This is a genomic window from Luteimonas sp. A534 (assembly GCF_054072805.1).
This window is the reverse complement of the sequence record NZ_JBSVRR010000002.1, coordinates 209,920-224,498: the sequence shown is the minus strand read 5'-3', so window position 1 is coordinate 224,498 and position 14,579 is coordinate 209,920. Positions and strand designations below refer to the sequence as shown.

Here is a 14,579-nt window from a genome sequence, read left to right as displayed (position 1 = left end):
GCCCTGTTCCCTGGCGTCGGTCGCGTTGTCGATTGCCTGCGCCGGTGGAACGGACCGGCGCGCGAAGCCGCCCCTGAAGTGCGTGCTGCATCACTACATGACAGTACGCCCGCACCTAACATTTGCATCTGCGGAACAGGGGATCGAATTGGTTATGCACGCCACGACCACCGGCCATGCCGGAGTGGTCAGGGTCTTGATCATGGGCACGGATATGCCCACCGAGCAGGCGCTGCTGCAGCGTCTGCAATCGATGTTCGCCGCCTCCGCGCCGGATGCGTCGAACACGGCCGTTCCAGCGCCCGCGCTGGCCATCAGCGACGACCTGTCCACCTGTGATCTGCTGGTGGTGCGGGGCAGCAGCGCGATGTCACGGGTCGGCCTGCGCATGGCGGAAACCCGTCCCGGGGTGGCGTTCTGGACGCTCGACGACGATGGCAGGCTGCATGACGGCCGCAGTTCGCCGCCGGTGCCGCTGACCGACGCGGCCATCCGCGCGGTGCTTGCGGCTGGCGGAGACGGGCGCGACGAAGACATGCGTCCGATCGCACGCGTGCTGCGCGAGCGCATGGTCGCCGGCCAGGGCCTGGCCACGCTGGTGCGCGGCGGCGAGCCGCAGGCGCTGCTCGACTTCGACCGTCGCCTGGCGGTGCCGCTCGCCGGCGTCGAGGATGGCCTGGCCACGGCGCTCGCCCGGGATTTCCACCAGTTGCGCCTGGAGCCGCTGACGGCCCGCGACTTCAACAACGGCATGTCGTCCACGCCGCCGGTGCCGCTGGCGCCGCTGCTGTGGAACATCGCGCTGCAGGTCGAGGGGCCGGTGCCGCTGTTCGATCCGATGGACCGCCGCACCGTGCTTTCGCTGCGGCAATGGCCCGACTTCCGCGCGATCGCGCGCCGCCACGACCATTTCCGCCTGTGCTGCCTGCTGCTCAAGCGACCCAGCACCACGGTCGAAGCCTGCGAGCTGCTGGAGCTCGATGCGGCCACGGTCGATGGCTTCTTCAACGCCGCATACCTCAGCGGCCATGCGGATACGGGTCGGCACGAGCACGCCGTCTCGCCGCTCGCGGTGGCTGCCGCCGCTGCCCGCGCGCGCCCGCGCAAGAGCGGCGGGTCGGCACTGGCGCGGATGTGGCGCTCGGTCCGCAACAGCATGCAGGTGGGGACATGATCGAGCACAAGATCGTCATCCTGGGGTCGATGGGCGCCGGCAAGTCGACCCTGGTGCGCACGGTCGCGAACGATCGTGTCGTGGATACCGATGTCGACAACACCGATGCCGCGTCGGAAAAGCTCGCCACCACGGTGGCGATGGACTATGCCGATGTCGCGCTGCCCAACGGCGACCGCATCCGCCTGTTCGGCACCCCGGGGCAGGCACGCTTCTCCTTCATCTGGCCGATCCTGCTGGAAGGCGCGGCCGGCGCGGTCGTGCTGCTGGATGCCAGCGGCGCGGAGCCCGCCGCCGAGCTGGACCGCTACCTCGACGTGCTGGGCGAGCACGCGCCCGCGGTGCCGGTGGCGATCGGGCTGACCAAGCTGGACCTGGCCGACGCCACGGTGGCGCAGCGCCTGGCCGCGCATGTCGGCACGCGTGGCCAGGCCGTACCCCTCGTGCCGGTGGACGCGCGCGTCGCCGGCGACATCCTGATGCTGATGGACATATTGATGATCCAGATCGACACCGCGGACCTGGTGGCCACGCATGGCTGACGCATCCTTGCGCACTCCCCGGCCGTCCGACGCGCAGACCGCGCGGATCCGCGCCGAACTCGACGCCTTCGCCGACGCCGTCCCCGGGCTGCGCAATGCCGTGGTCGCCAGCGTCGACGGCTTCGCGCTTGCCGAGGCCAGCGGGCAGGGCGACAACGGCGAACGCCTGGCCGCGATGACCAGCTCGATGCTGGCGCTGGCCAAGGCGGTGACCCGCGAACTGGCGCTGGGCAGCATGGAAGTGCTGATGATCGAAGCCGACCAGGGCAAGGTCCTGATGCTTTCGATCCCGGTGCCCGCGCGCCCGCTGCTGCTGATGGCGGCCTGCAGCCAGCGCAGCGTCATCGGCAACGTGCTCTGGAGTGCGCGCGAGTGCAGCCAGAAGATCCTTTCCGCAACAACCTGACCACACCACAAGGACACCGAAATGGCCAACCTGAAGCAATCCCTTGATGAACTGATGACCCTCGACGGCGCCCAGGCCGTGTCCCTGGTCGACTACAACAGCGGCATGCTGCTCGGCGAAGCCGGCGGCGGCATCGACATGGAAGTGGCGGCGGCCGGCAATACCGAAGTGATCCGCGCCAAGCTCAAGACCGCGAACTCGCTGAAGCTCGACGACAGCATCGAGGACATCCTGATCTCGCTCGGCAAGGCGTACCACATCCTGCGCCCGGTGGCGTCCAAGCCCGGCCTGTTCTTCTACGTCGTGCTCGATCGCAGCAAGTCCAACCTCGCCCTGGCACGCCGGAAGGTGCTGGACGTGGAAGGCGCGCTGGAGCTGTAACGGTTGCGGGACACTCAGCGGGCGGCGAGCTTGCCCAGGAAATCCCGCCGCCAGGCGTGGATGTCGTAGCCCTCGATCCGGTCCATCATCGCGCGCCAGCGCTGCTGGCGTTCGGGCAGCGGCATGGCGAGGGCCTGGGCCAGTGCATCGGCGACGCCGTCGATGTCGTAGGGGTTCACCAGCAGCGCGGTGTCGAGTTCGCGCGCTGCGCCGGCGAAGCGTGACAGCAGCAGGACCCCGGGATCGGCCGGGTCCTGCGCGGCGACGTATTCCTTCGCCACCAGGTTCATGCCGTCGCGCATCGGCGTGACCACGCCGACATGGGCGGTGCGGTAGAAGCCGGTCAGCACTTCGTGCGCGAAGTTGCGGTTGACGTAGCGCACCGGCGTCCAGTCGGGCGTGGCGTGGCCGCTGTTGATGTGGCCGGCCAGCGTTTCCAGCTCGCGGCGCAGCAGCCGGTATTCCGGCACGTCGCTGCGCGAGGGCGGGGCGATCTGCAAAAAGGTGAGCTGGCCGTTCTGGTCCGGGTGCCGTTCAAGGTGGCGTTCAAAGGCGCGGAAGCGCTCGGGCAGGCCTTTGGAATAATCCAGGCGGTCGACGCCGATCGCCAGCCGGCGCCCGCTGAGGCTGTCGCGCAGGCGCCGCACCGGCAGGCGCTTCATCGCGCGCGCCGCCTGGCCGGCGATGGTGGACACGTCGATGCCGATCGGGAACGCACCGCCGTGGAACTGGCGGCCATCGGGCGTGGCCAGCACGCCGGTGCCGACCACGCCGCCGCCGCCGTACAGGCGCACGTAGTCCTGGAAGCGTTCCAGGTCGCGTTCGGTCTGGAACCCGACCAGGTCGTACGACGACAGCGCCGCGAACACTTCGCGGTGTTCGGGCAGCGCCGCCAGCAGGTCCGACGACGGCATCGGCACGTGCAGGAAGAAGCCGATGCGGTTGCCCACGCCGCGCTCGCGCAGGCGCTGCGCCAGCGGGATCAGGTGATAGTCATGGATCCAGACCAGGTCGTCCTCGCGCAGCTCCGGCGCCAGGCGATCGGCGAACAGTTCGTTGACGCGGCGGTAGCCGGCATAGGTCTCACGGGTGTAGTCCACCAGGTCCATGCGGAAATGCAGCAGCGGCCACAGCGTGCGGTTGGCGAAGCCGTTGTAGTAGTCGTCGAAATCGCGCTTGGACAGGTCCATCACCAGGTAGCGCGTATCGCCCTCGCGCTCTTCGTGCATGCCGCCTGAGGACCCGGTGACCGTGCGCCCGCTCCAGCCAAACCACAGGCCGCCGTGCTCGGCGAGCGCGGCCCGCAGCGCGACCGCAAGGCCGCCGGCCCGGGCTTCGCCGGGCAGGGAAACGCGGTTGGACACCACCACCAGGCGCGCCATCTCAGGTGGCCGCCGACCACGGGCGCGACAGGCGCATCGCGGCCATCACCACGCCGACGTGGGAATACGTCTGCGGGAAGTTGCCCCAGGCCTCGCCGTCGTCGAAGGCCATGTCCTCCGACAGCAGGCCGAGGTGGTTGCGCCGGGTCAGCAGGCTTTCGAACTGCTGCCGGGCCTCGTCGACGCGACCGATGGAGGCCAGCGCGTCGATGTACCAGAAGCTGCAGATGGTGAAGCTGGTTTCCGGGTGCCCGAAGTCGTCCGGCGCGATGTAGCGGAACAGCGAGGTGCCGCGCCGCAGCTGGCTGCCGATGGCCTCGACGGTGGCGACGAAGCGCGGGTCGTGGGCGTCGATGAAGCCGAGGTCGGCGAGCAGCAGAAGGCTGGCGTCCAGGCGCCGGCCTTCGGCGGATTCGACGAAGTGGCCGAGCTCCTCGTCCCAGGCGTGCGCGAGGATGTTCTCGCGCATGGTGTCCGCGCGCTGGCGCCAGTGCGCGGCGCGCGGTGCGATCCCCAGGTGGGCGGCGATGCGCGCCAGCCGGTCGCAGGCGGCCCAGCACATCACGCTGGAATAGGTGTGCACCTCGGCGCGGCCGCGGAATTCCCAGATGCCGGCGTCGGGCTGGTCGTACAGGGCCCAGGCGCGGTCGCCCAGCGGTTCCAGGCGGTGGAAGGCCTGCTCGTCGCCGGGACGCACCAGGCGCTGGTCGAAGAACAGCTGGGTGGCGGCCAGCACCACGCTGCCGTAGACGTCGTGCTGCTTCTGCACCCAGGCCAGGTTGCCGCGGCGCACCGGGCCCATGCCGCGGTAGCCGGCGAGTGCTGGCACGTCGTGCTCTTCGAGCTTCGCTTCGAAGGCGATGCCGTACAGCGGCTGCAGCCCGTCCTCGCCGGTGGCGAGGTTGAGCACGTAGCGCAGGTAGGACTCCATGGTCTGGGTGGCGCCGAGGCGGTTGAGCGCACGCACCACGAAGGCGGAATCGCGCAGCCAGCAGTAGCGGTAGTCCCAGTTGCGCTCGCTGCCCGGTGACTCCGGGATCGAGGTGGTCATGGCGGCGACGATGGCGCCGGTTTCCTCGTACTGACAGAGCTTGAGCGTGATCGCGCTGCGGATCACCGCGTCCTGCCATTCCAGCGGGATCGACAGGTAGCGCGACCATTCGCGCCAGTAGTCGAGCGTGAGGCGCTCGGCGTTGCGTGCGAAGCCGGGCACGGAGCTGGTGAGCGTTTCGTCGGGGCCGAGCACCAGGTGGCGCTCGCCGTCGAGCTCGAACGGCAGCGATTCACGCACCAGGCGCACGGGCACGTCGCTGGTCAGGCGCAGGGTGAAGCCGGGCAGCAGGTAGCGGATGTGGTTGCTGCCCCAGGTCTGCTCCGGCACGTCGGCGCCGTAGTTCGCCAGCGGCCGCAGCACCACGCGCACGCGCGGCCGGCCCGCGAGCGGGCGCAGCCGGCGCACCAGCATCACCGGGCGGTAGAAGCGGCCGTGCTGGCGCCAGCGCGGCATGAAATCGGTGATCTCGACCGCGCCGCCGTGGCGGTCGTGCAGCACGGTGCGCAGCACGGCGGTGTTCTTGATGTAGGCCTGCTCGGCGCTCTCGAAATCCTCGAGTTCGATGGCGTAGTCGCCGCCGCCGATCTTCGGCGAGAGCAGGGCGCAGAAGGCGGGGTCGCCGTCGAAGGCGGGGATGCAGCACCAGCTGACGCGCGCGCGGGCGTCGACCAGCGCCGCGACGCTGCCGTTGCCGATCAGGCCGAGCTCGAGGCTGGCCTGCCCTGCCGTTGTGGGAGCGGCTACAGCCGCGACGTTGCCTCCGCTCACGGCCGCGCACCGATCCAGGCGTGGACCTCGGCCGGGCCGGACAGGCCAAAGTGCGCGGCGCTTTCACGCGGCCGGCCCACCAGCACGCTGACGCCGCCGTGCGCGTTGACGGCGGCGAAGCCGGCTTCGTCGGTGATGTCATCGCCAGCGAACACCGGTCGGCGACCGGCAAAGGGTGGCTCTTCGAGGAAGGCCAGGATGGCCGCGCCCTTGTCGGCGCGCCCGCCCTTGTGCGCGGCGGGGCGCAGTTCGAGCACGTCGTTGCCGGGCTGAAGGCGGTAACCGGGCAGGCGCGGGAGGGCGGCGATGGCGAAGGCCTGCAGTTCGCTGGCGGCCTGGGGGGCGGCGCGCCAGTGCAGCGCGAGTGCTGCGCCCTTGTCTTCGACGATGGCGCCGGGATGGCGGGCGGCGACCTTTTCGGCTTCGGTGCGTACCAGGGCGAGGGCCGCGGGCGCGCGCGGGGCGCGGTGGCCGCGGCGCCCGTGCCGGCGTTCGAGTCCGTGCAGGCCGGCGGCGGGCATGACGTGCGGTGCGAGCAGGGAGTCGAGCGTGGCCAGCGAACGGCCGCTGACCAGGGCCACGGCGCCGTCCAGGCGCCTGTGCAGCGCATGCAGGGCATCGCGCAGGTGGCCGGGAACGCTGACCTCGTCCGGGCTGGGCGCGAAGTCCAGCAGGGTGCCGTCGACATCGAGGAACAGCGCGCAGCTGTCGTCGATCGGGGGCGGCGGCGGGAGCACGGGGGTCTCGACGGCCATGGCCCCATTGTGGCGCAAGCAGTGTGAGTGTTCCCGTACGGGTCCGGCTCCCCCTCTTTTGTGGGAGCCGCTATAGCGGCGATCGCGGCTATAGCCGCTCCCACAGTCGCCCCCGAGCTCCCACAGCTTGAATCAGGTGGCACCAAGCCGCATTTCCGGGGTATTGCCGGATATCCCGGTTCGATACCGAGGCCTCACCATGCGAATGGACAAGCTCACCTCGCGGTTCCAGCAGGCGCTGACCGACGCGCAGTCGCTGGCCGTGGGCCGCGACCACAACCTGATCGAACCCGCCCACGTGCTGGCGGCCCTGCTTGACGAACAGGGCGGCGGCAGCGGGCCGCTGCTGGCCCAGTCGGGCGTGAACGTGCCGTTGCTGCGCGAGCGCTTGGGGGAGATCCTCGAGCGGCTGCCCAAGGTCTCCGGCCAGGCCGGGCAGGTCTCGCTGGGCAACGACCTGGGGCGGCTGCTCAACCACACCGACAAGCTCGCGCAGCAGCGCGGCGACGCCTTCATCGCTTCCGAACTGTTCCTGCTGGCGGCGCTCGACGACGGCGGCGACGCCGGCCGTGCGCTCAAGGCCGCCGGTGCCGACAAGGTGCGCCTTGAGGCGGCGATCGAATCCATGCGCGGCGGCGACAAGGTCAACGATGCCAGCGCCGAGGAAGCGCGCCAGGCGCTGGAGAAGTACACCATCGACCTCACCGCGCGCAGCGAGATCGGCAAGCTCGATCCGGTGATCGGCCGCGACGAGGAGATCCGCCGCACCATCCAGGTGCTGCAGCGGCGCACCAAGAACAACCCCGTGCTGATCGGCGAGCCCGGCGTAGGCAAGACCGCGATCGTCGAGGGCCTGGCGCAGCGCATCGTCAACAACGAGGTGCCGGAAGGCCTGCGCGGCAAGCGCGTGCTGTCGCTCGACATGGGCGCGCTGATCGCCGGCGCCAAGTACCGCGGCGAGTTCGAGGAGCGGCTGAAGGCGGTGTTGAACGACCTGGCCAAGAACGAAGGCCAGATCATCCTCTTCATCGACGAGCTGCACACGATGGTCGGCGCCGGCAAGGCGGAGGGCTCGATGGACGCCGGCAACATGCTCAAGCCGGCGCTGGCGCGCGGCGAGCTGCACTGCATCGGCGCGACCACGCTCGACGAGTACCGAAAGTACGTGGAAAAGGACGCGGCGCTGGAGCGGCGCTTCCAGAAGGTGTTCGTGGGCGAACCTTCGGTTGAGGACACGATCGCGATCCTGCGCGGGCTGAAGGAAAAGTACGCGGTGCACCACGGCGTCGAGATCACCGACCCTGCGATCGTGGCGGCGGCGACGCTGTCGCACCGCTACATCGCCGACCGCAAGCTGCCCGACAAGGCCATCGACCTGATGGACGAGGCCGCTTCGCGCATCCGCATGGAGATCGATTCCAAGCCCGAGGAGCTCGACCGCAAGGAGCGGCGGCTGATCCAGCTGAAGATCCAGCGCGAGGCGCTGAAGAAGGAGAAGGACGCCGAGTCGAAGCAGCGCCTGGCCGATCTTGAAGCCGAAATCGCCACGCTGGAGCGCGAGTACAACGACCTGGAAGAAGTGTGGAAGGCCGAGAAGGCCACGGTGCAGGGCGCGACCAGGGTCAAGGAGCAGATCGAGGCCGCCAAGCTTGAACTCGAGGCCGCGCAGCGCCGGCAGGACTTCGCGAAGATGAGCGAGATCCAGTACGGGCGGCTGCCCGAGCTCGAGAAGCAGGCAAGCGCGGCGAAGGAGGCCGAGACCCGCGGCTTCACCCTGCTGCAGGACCGGGTGACCGCGGAGGAAATCGCCGAGGTGGTCAGTCGCTGGACCGGCATCCCGGTGAACCGGATGCTGGAGGGCGAGCGCGACAAGCTGCTGCGCATGGAAGAGCACCTGCACGCGCGCGTGGTCGGCCAGGGCGAGGCGGTGAAGGTGGTGTCGGACGCGGTGCGCCGCTCGCGCGCCGGCCTGAGCGATCCCGATCGGCCCAGCGGATCATTCCTGTTCCTGGGCCCGACCGGCGTCGGCAAGACCGAACTGTGCAAGGCGCTGGCCGAGTTCCTGTTCGACAGCGCCGACGCGATGGTGCGCATCGACATGAGCGAGTTCATGGAGAAGCACGCGGTGTCGCGGCTGGTCGGTGCGCCTCCGGGCTATGTCGGTTACGAAGAGGGTGGTTACCTGACCGAGGCCGTGCGCCGACGCCCGTACAGCGTGATCCTGCTCGACGAGGTCGAGAAGGCGCACCCCGACGTGTTCAACATCCTGCTGCAGGTGCTCGACGACGGCCGGCTCACCGATGGCCAGGGCCGCACGGTGGACTTCCGCAACACCGTGATCGTGATGACGTCCAACCTCGGCAGCCAGATGATCCAGGAGCTGGACGGCGACGGCTCGCCGGAGGCCTACACGCAGATGAAGGCCGGCGTGATGGCGGTGGTGCAGTCGCACTTCCGGCCGGAGTTCATCAACCGGCTCGACGACATCGTCGTCTTCCATCCGCTGGACAAGACGCAGATCCGGGAGATCGCGCGCATCCAGATGCGCGGGCTGGAGAAGCGGCTGGGCGAGCGCGGCATCCGCATCGAGGTCAGCGACGCGGCGTTCGCACTGCTGGGCAATGTCGGCTTCGACCCGGTGTATGGCGCAAGGCCGCTGAAGCGCGCGATCCAGCAGCAGCTGGAGAACCCGCTGGCGCAGAAGATCCTGGCCGGGGAATTCGGGCAGGGCGATACCGTCCGCGTGGAGGTCGAGGGCGGCAAGCTGACCTTCAACTGAGACCCCTGTTTCACGCAGCCCTGTGGGAGCGGCTATAGCCGCGATAGGCGGTGTCATGCGGCATCGCAGCTATAGCTGCTCCCACAAGGGCGGGAATCAGGCCCGAACCGGCCGATACGGCGGCGTCGCCATCACCATCTCCGCCAGCGAGTAGGCCAGTTCGCGCTCCGCCAGCACCGCGCCGTCGGCGCCATGTTCCAGAAGGTGCTTCACCTCGGCGTCGCTGTGCGCGCGCGCGAGCACGGTGATCGCGGGGTTCAGGGCCTTGAGCCGGGCGATCGTCTCGCCGGCTTCGAGCGCGTTGGGGATGGCGAACACGGCCATCGCGGCACGTTCGGGCGCGGATTCCAGCATCACCGGCTCCGAGGCGGCATTGCCGCGCACGGCATGCAGGCCCCGCTCGCGGGCGGCGTCGACAAGTTCGGCATCGTCCTCGATGACCACCAGGGGCACACCGCCGGCGGCGAGCAGGATCGCAAGCTGCCGGCCGACGCGGCCGTAGCCGACCACGATGGCGTGGCCCGACAGCGATTCGGGCAGGTGGTGGCTGGCGGCGTCCTCGGCGACTTCGCGGGCGGTGGCGCTGGCGGCCTCGGCATCCGCCTTCGCGTCCTGCCGCAGCAGCCAGCGGTCGACCACGCCGAACGACACCGGGTTGAGCATGATCGAGATCAGCGCGCCGGCCAGCACCAGGTCCTGTCCTTCCTCCGGCAGGATCCCGAGGGTGACGCCCAGCGCCGCGATGATGAAAGCGAACTCGCCGATCTGCGCGAGGCTGGCGGAGATCGTCAGCGCCGTCGACTTCGGGTGCCCGAAGCCGCGCACGATCAGGTAGGCCGCCGCCGACTTGCCGAACATGATGATGAAGGTGGTGGCCAGCACCAGCAGCGGCTCGCGCACCAGGATGGCGGGGTCGAACAGCATGCCGACCGAGACGAAGAACAGCACCGCGAAGGCGTCGCGCATCGGCAGCGAATCCTGCGCCGCCTTGTGGCTGAGCTCGGACTCGTTGAGCAGCATGCCGGCGAAGAACGCGCCCAGCGCGAACGACACGCCGAACAGCTCCGCTGATCCCAGCGCGATGCCCAGCGCGATCGACAGCACCGCCAGCGTGAACAACTCACGTGACCCCGTGCCCGCGGTGCGCTCCAGCATCCACGGGATCACGCGCCGCCCGACCACCAGCATCACCGCCACGAACAGCGCCACCTGCACCAGGGTCTTGCCGATGGCAACCAGCAGCGTCCCCACGCCGACCGGTTCGCCGCCCGCGCTGCCGTAGACGCTGGCGACCGCTGGCATCAGCACCAGCGCGATCACGCAGGCGAGGTCTTCGACGATCAGCCAGCCAACCGCGATCCGTCCGCGCGTGGTCTCCAGCAGGCGCCGCTGTTCCATCGCCCGCAGCAGCACCACGGTGCTGGCAGTCGCCAGAGAGAACCCGAACACGATGCCGTGCAGCGTCGGCCAGCCCAGCACCGCCGCCAGCCCCCAGCCAAGCAGGGTGGCGACGCTGATCTGCACCACCGCGCCGGGGATGGCGATGGACTTCACCGCCATCAGGTCGCGGATCGAGAAGTGCAGGCCGACGCCGAACATCAGCAGGATCACGCCGATTTCCGCCAGCTGCGGCGCCAGCGCCTGGTCGCCGACGAAGCCGGGCGTGAACGGCCCGGCGATGATGCCCGCCACCAGGTAGCCCACCAGCGGCGACAGCCGGAGCCGGTGGGCCACCAGCCCAAGCACATAGGCCAGGACGAAGCCGGCCGTGAGGATCGCGATGAGCTCGGTGTGGTGCGGCATCACGGGCTCCCGCCGGGGGGCTGGGACAGGATAGAGGCAATGTGGGAGCGGCTACAGCCGCGATACCGCGGATCCAATCGCGGCTGTAGCCGCTCCCACAGGAAAAAGGGCCCGTCCATGTGCCCTTCGATGGCTACCAGCTGTAGCCGATCTTTCCGTACACGAAGGCGCCGTTGAAGCCGAAGGGCGACAGGTTGCTGTACGGGAACTGGCCGTTGGTGGAGTTCGGGAACGTGTTCTCGTCGGGATACTCGTTGAGCAGGTTGTCCGCGCCCAGGGTGAAGGTCCAGTTGTCCCGCCTGTAGGCCGCCGAGGCATCGAGCAGCCACTTGGCGTCGTAGGTCTGGTCGTTGGCAGCGTTGGCGGGACGGGTGGTGACGCTGCCGTAGCGGGTGGTGGCCAGGGTGAAGTCCCAAGCGTCCAGAGACCAGGTGCCCGACAGCAGCAGCTTGGTGTTGGGGAAGCCGTCCTCGATCCGACCGATCTCGGTGCGGTCGATGCGCTCGAGGTTCAGGCCGGCCTGCTCCAGCTCCTCGGGGTTGGGCGCGATGCGCGTGATCTCGGTGTCCGTGTAGTTGTAGCCGCCAGTGAGGTTGAGGCTGCCGTTACCGAGATCCATGCGGTAGCTCGCCACCACGTCGATGCCCTGGGTGCGGGTATCGATGGCATTGGTGAAGTAGCGACCGCCGTTGACGCCGAAGATGCCCTGCGATTCGAGCAGCGCGCGCACGTCGCTGCCGGTCAGGTTGGACGAGAGCGCGATGCGGTCGTCGACTTCGATGTGGTACGCATCGATGGTGACGTAGAGCGCGTCCACCGGCTGCAGTACCAGGCCCAGGCTGTACGACAGCGACTCCTCGGGCTGCAGCGGATCGGCACCGAAGGCCTGCGCCACGGCGCTGGAGGCGGGGAAGGTGCGGATCTCGAACGGGTCCGCGATGCCGGCCAGGAAGATGGTGCTGACCGTCTGGAAGTACTGCTGCGCCAGCGACGGCGCGCGGAAGCCGCTGGCCACCGTGCCACGCAGGGCGACCGCGTCGGTGAACGCGTAGCGTGCGGAGAGCTTGCCGGACGCCTGGCTGCCGAAATCGTCGTAATCCTCGTAGCGCCCGGCGATGCCGCCGGAGAACTTCTCCGTGAAGTCGGCCTCGAGCCCGGCATAGACCGCGTGGCTGTCGCGCGAGTACGCGCCCGAGACTTCCGGCGCAAATCCGCCGAAGCCCTGCGCGCCGCCGGGGCGGCTGAGGTCGGGCTGCGCATAGGAGCCGTATTCGCCCGGTGACTGGTTCCACTTCTCGTTGCGGAACTCGACGCCCATCGCCAGCGTCGCCGGGTAGGCCAGGCCGAAGTCGAGCTGCCGGCTCACGTCGAAGTTGGCGATGTTCTGGGTGGTCTCCAGCGCGCCGTCGTAGAACGAGGTCGGCGAGCTCGCGCCGATGCTGGCGTTGAGGGTGTTGCGGGTGAAGAACTCGAGGTTGTTGTAACCGTGGTTGAAGCTGAGGTCCCAGCTCCAGGCCTCCCCGAACGCGCCCTTGAGGCCGGCGACGATGGCGCGGTCGCGCGAGACGTTGTTGATCTCGGGCAGGAAGCCGTCCGGGTAGATGGACGGGATGTTCTGCGAGGGGTTGCCCGGCGCGCGGAAGAACGCGAACGAGGTGATGTCGCGGTTGCTGATCGAGCCGAAGGCGTACAGCGCCAGCGTGTTGCTGATGTCGAAGCCGGCGTTGAACGAGGCCGCGGCGGCGTCGACTTCCGGGTCGCCGATGACGAAGGCCTTCTGGCCAAGCTCCGGCTGGGTCGGTCCCGGAGTACCCGCGAAGGGCCGCGCGCGGTTGGTGCGGTCCTGCTGGTTGAGCTGCGCCGACAGGTGCACGAAGCCGCGGCCGTCGGCCAGGCCCAGGCCGGTGTCGCCGGCGAGCTGGGTCTGGGCGCCATCGCCCGCCGAGTACTGGCCGTGGCTCACCGACAAGCTGCCGCCTTCGGACGCGCCCTTGAGCACCACGTTGACCACGCCGGCAATGGCGTCGGAGCCGTACTGCGCGGACGCGCCGTCGCGCAGCACTTCCACGCGTTCGATGGCGGAGATCGGGATGGTGTTGAGGTCCACCGGCGCCGAGCCGCGGCCGATGGTGCCGTTGAGGTTGAGCAGCGAGGAGGCATGGCGGCGCTTGCCGTTGACCAGCACCAGCACCTGGTCGGGTGACAGGCCGCGCAGCTGCGCGGGGCGGATGGCGCTGGTGCCGTCGGTCAGGGCCGGGCGCGGGAAGTTGAGCGAGGGCAGCGCGCGCGCCAGCGCGGTGGCAAGCTCGGTGGTGCCGGTGGCCTGCAGCGCTTCGCTGCTGATGATGTCGATCGGCGACTGCGATTCCGCCACGGTGCGGTCGGCCACGCGCGTGCCGGTGACGATGATGTTGTCGAGGCTGGTGGCGTCGCGGCGTGGCTCCTGCGCCTGGGCGGCGAGGGCGGGGACGAGCGCTGCGGACAGGGCGAGGGCAAGCGGAGACAGTCTCATCGGCGGATCCTTGCTTGGAGGGAAAGAGTCAGGCGAACACGCGCTCGCGCATCCAGCGCGTCGCGATCCATTTCTCGCCGCGGATGACCGGGGCACCTGCGTGGAATGACATCGGGTCGGTGCGCGACTGCGCATCGGTGTAGGCGAAATAGACGGCGCTGCCCTTGTGCGGCGAGATCGACAGGCCGCTGTCGGGGAAGGTGGTCTCGCCGCCGGCCTCGACGTCGGCGAGGTAGATCACCAGGCTGGACACCCGCTGCCCGCCGTTGTTGAGCAGCACCGCCTGCCCGGGTTGGTCGATGTGGAAGTAGTCGAAGTGCGCCTGGTACTCGGCGCCGACGCCGTAGCGCATGATCTGGAGGGGCTCGCCGCGCTCGGTCGGCACGCCGGTGATCCGCGCGATGCGGGCGTCAATGCGCGACACCAGCGGCGATTCTCCGCGCTTGACCGACGCCAGCTCGCTGGTGCGGCGCTGGTCGATCTCCGACCCGCCGCGCTTGGAGTCGACCACGCCGGCCCGCTTCAGCCGCGGCTGGGCCTCGGCAATCAGCGCGTCGCATTCAGCGTGGGTGAGCACGTTCTCGAACAGGACCACGTGCGGGCGCGCCGAGCGGAACGCGATCCGGACGTCGCCGTGGTCGCAGGCGATGGCGTGGCCGATATCGGCCGGGATCGCGGCCATGGGCAGGAACGGCGGCGCCTTCACGTCTCCCCTGGCGCCTGCGGCCGGCGCGACGGGTGCCTGCACCAGCCCGGTCGGCAGCGCATGCGCCACCGGGGGCTGGCCGGCGGCGGCGCGCGAAAACCCGGCTTTGAAGCCGTCGGGATCGGTGAGCACGGCGTTGTAGAGCTGGCGCACCTGGATCTCGGTGAAGCCCTGCCGCGCCATCGCCGGCAGCACCTGGTCGACCCGCGCGCCCGCGACCACCTGCGAATGGAGCCAGGCTGCGACCTGGACGCTGACCTGCATCGCCATCCGATCCTCCCCGCGTCGCGCCCCGACCGGCGCGATTCCGACGTTAC

At 69.5% G+C, this 14,579-nt stretch carries 11 protein-coding genes; 5 read left to right on the top strand and 6 right to left on the bottom strand.

Annotation, left to right across the window (positions count from 1 at the left end):
- The first annotated feature begins 154 nt into the window (after positions 1 to 154).
- The 4 genes from ACW5F0_RS05700 to ACW5F0_RS05685 are packed head-to-tail and all read left to right on the top strand — an operon-like array spanning position 155 to position 2,503.
- Entirely contained in the window at positions 155 to 1,174 is a 1,020-nt protein-coding gene (locus ACW5F0_RS05700) for a hypothetical protein (RefSeq protein ID WP_456999251.1), read from the top strand.
- Positions 1,171 to 1,716: a GTP-binding protein gene (locus tag ACW5F0_RS05695; protein WP_456965061.1), complete on the top strand. Its 546-nt coding sequence runs from the start codon at positions 1,171 to 1,173 to the stop codon at positions 1,714 to 1,716. The genes ACW5F0_RS05700 and ACW5F0_RS05695 overlap by 4 nt, the downstream gene beginning before the upstream one ends.
- Positions 1,709 to 2,122: a roadblock/LC7 domain-containing protein gene (locus ACW5F0_RS05690; RefSeq protein ID WP_456965062.1), complete on the top strand. Its 414-nt coding sequence runs from the start codon at positions 1,709 to 1,711 to the stop codon at positions 2,120 to 2,122. The genes ACW5F0_RS05695 and ACW5F0_RS05690 overlap by 8 nt, the downstream gene beginning before the upstream one ends.
- A 21-nt stretch (positions 2,123 to 2,143) precedes the next feature.
- Entirely contained in the window at positions 2,144 to 2,503 is a 360-nt protein-coding gene (locus ACW5F0_RS05685) for a hypothetical protein (RefSeq protein WP_456965063.1), read from the top strand.
- 14 nt (positions 2,504 to 2,517) lie between these two features.
- Here ACW5F0_RS05685 and otsA read toward each other — a convergent pair whose 3' ends face one another.
- Genes otsA through otsB form a run of 3 tightly spaced genes read right to left on the bottom strand, consistent with a single transcriptional unit; the run spans position 2,518 to position 6,462 of the window.
- A complete protein-coding gene (gene otsA, locus ACW5F0_RS05680; RefSeq protein ID WP_456965064.1) occupies positions 2,518 to 3,885 on the bottom strand; it encodes an alpha,alpha-trehalose-phosphate synthase (UDP-forming) in 1,368 nt (455 codons plus the stop codon).
- A 1-nt stretch (position 3,886) separates the two neighbouring features.
- Positions 3,887 to 5,707, bottom strand: a complete 1,821-nt coding sequence (locus tag ACW5F0_RS05675; RefSeq protein WP_456999250.1) for a glycoside hydrolase family 15 protein — start codon at positions 5,705 to 5,707, stop codon at positions 3,887 to 3,889.
- Positions 5,704 to 6,462 (bottom strand): trehalose-phosphatase, encoded by a 759-nt coding sequence (gene otsB / locus ACW5F0_RS05670; protein WP_456965066.1) that lies wholly within the window; start codon positions 6,460 to 6,462, stop codon positions 5,704 to 5,706. The genes ACW5F0_RS05675 and otsB overlap by 4 nt, the downstream gene beginning before the upstream one ends.
- A gap of 199 nt (positions 6,463 to 6,661) precedes the next feature.
- Here otsB and clpB point away from each other — a divergent pair, with 199 nt between their 5' ends.
- Entirely contained in the window at positions 6,662 to 9,241 is a 2,580-nt protein-coding gene (clpB, locus tag ACW5F0_RS05665; protein WP_456999249.1) for an ATP-dependent chaperone ClpB, read from the top strand.
- Between the two features lie 96 nt (positions 9,242 to 9,337).
- Here clpB and ybaL read toward each other — a convergent pair whose 3' ends face one another.
- The 3 genes from ybaL to ACW5F0_RS05650 form a co-directional block, all read right to left on the bottom strand.
- The gene (ybaL, locus tag ACW5F0_RS05660; RefSeq protein ID WP_456965068.1) at positions 9,338 to 11,044 is read right to left on the bottom strand and encodes a YbaL family putative K(+) efflux transporter; all 1,707 of its coding nucleotides are present in this window, start codon (positions 11,042 to 11,044) and stop codon (positions 9,338 to 9,340) included.
- 133 nt (positions 11,045 to 11,177) lie between these two features.
- Positions 11,178 to 13,556 (bottom strand): TonB-dependent receptor plug domain-containing protein, encoded by a 2,379-nt coding sequence (locus ACW5F0_RS05655; RefSeq protein WP_456965069.1) that lies wholly within the window; start codon positions 13,554 to 13,556, stop codon positions 11,178 to 11,180.
- A 28-nt stretch (positions 13,557 to 13,584) separates the two neighbouring features.
- Positions 13,585 to 14,532: a 2OG-Fe(II) oxygenase gene (locus ACW5F0_RS05650; RefSeq protein ID WP_456999247.1), complete on the bottom strand. Its 948-nt coding sequence runs from the start codon at positions 14,530 to 14,532 to the stop codon at positions 13,585 to 13,587.
- Between the last annotated feature and the right edge of the window lie 47 nt (positions 14,533 to 14,579).